Source organism: Clostridium sp. AF27-2AA (genome assembly GCF_003478505.1).
Lineage (GTDB): Bacteria > Bacillota > Clostridia > Lachnospirales > Lachnospiraceae > Brotaphodocola.
The window spans coordinates 1,641-2,789 of record NZ_QUFI01000069.1 but is presented as its reverse complement, the minus strand read 5'-3'; the positions used below and the strand labels follow the sequence as shown (position 1 = coordinate 2,789).

The 1,149-nt window shown below is 53.4% G+C and carries 1 rRNA gene (cut by a window edge); it reads right to left on the bottom strand.

The features are described from left to right. Positions 1-1,149: ribosomal RNA gene (locus tag DWY84_RS17590) — 23S ribosomal RNA — on the bottom strand (its annotated part continues 1,633 nt past the right edge of the window); the annotation flags it as partial.

The window sequence follows — 1,149 nt, the reverse complement described above, 5'->3', positions numbered from 1 at the left end:
CAACCGATGCACCAGAGGTCAGTCCATCCCGGTCCTCTCGTACTAAGGACAGCTCCTCTCAAATATCCTACGCCCACGCCGGATAGGGACCGAACTGTCTCACGACGTTCTGAACCCAGCTCGCGTACCGCTTTAATGGGCGAACAGCCCAACCCTTGGGACCTACTTCAGCCCCAGGATGCGATGAGCCGACATCGAGGTGCCAAACCACTCCGTCGATGTGAACTCTTGGGAGTGATAAGCCTGTTATCCCCAGGGTAGCTTTTATCCGTTGAGCGATGGCAATCCCACTTTATACCACCGGATCACTAAGTCCTAGTTTCCTACCTGCTCGACCCGTCGGTCTCGCAGTCAAGCTCCCTTATGCCTTTGCACTCTGCAAATGGTTTCCAACCATTCTGAGGGAACCTTTGAGCGCCTCCGATACCCTTTCGGAGGCGACCGCCCCAGTCAAACTCCCCACCTGACATTGTCCCCCAGCCGGGTCACGGCTGCAGGTTAGAAACCCAGTCACACAAGGGTGGTATCCCAACAGCGGCTCCGTGAAGACTGGCGTCCTCACTTCTTAGCCTCCCACCTATCCTGTACATGTATAACCGAATCCCAGTATCAAGCTGGAGTAAAGCTCCATGGGGTCTTTCCGTCCTGGCGCAGGTAACCAGCATCTTCACTGGTACTTCAATTTCACCGGGTGCATTGTCGAGACAGCGCTCAAATCATTACGCCTTTCGTGCGGGTCGGAACTTACCCGACAAGGAATTTCGCTACCTTAGGACCGTTATAGTTACGGCCGCCGTTTACTGGGGCTTAAATTCAAAGCTTCGATTGCTCTAACCTCTCCTCTTAACCTTCCAGCACCGGGCAGGCGTCAGCCCATATACCTCACCTTTCGGTTTTGCATAGACCTGTGTTTTTGCTAAACAGTTGCTTGAGCCTATTCTCTGCGGCCTGCTTGCGCAGGCACCCTTTATCCCGAAGTTACAGGGTCATTTTGCCGAGTTCCTTAACAATGCTTCTCCCGCCGGCCTTAGGATTCTCTCCTCATCCACCTGTGTCGGTTTACGGTACGGGCACATATCACACAATAGCGGCTTTTCTTGACAGTTCGAATTACCAGCTTCCCTACTTTTGTTCGGTCCGCATCACGCT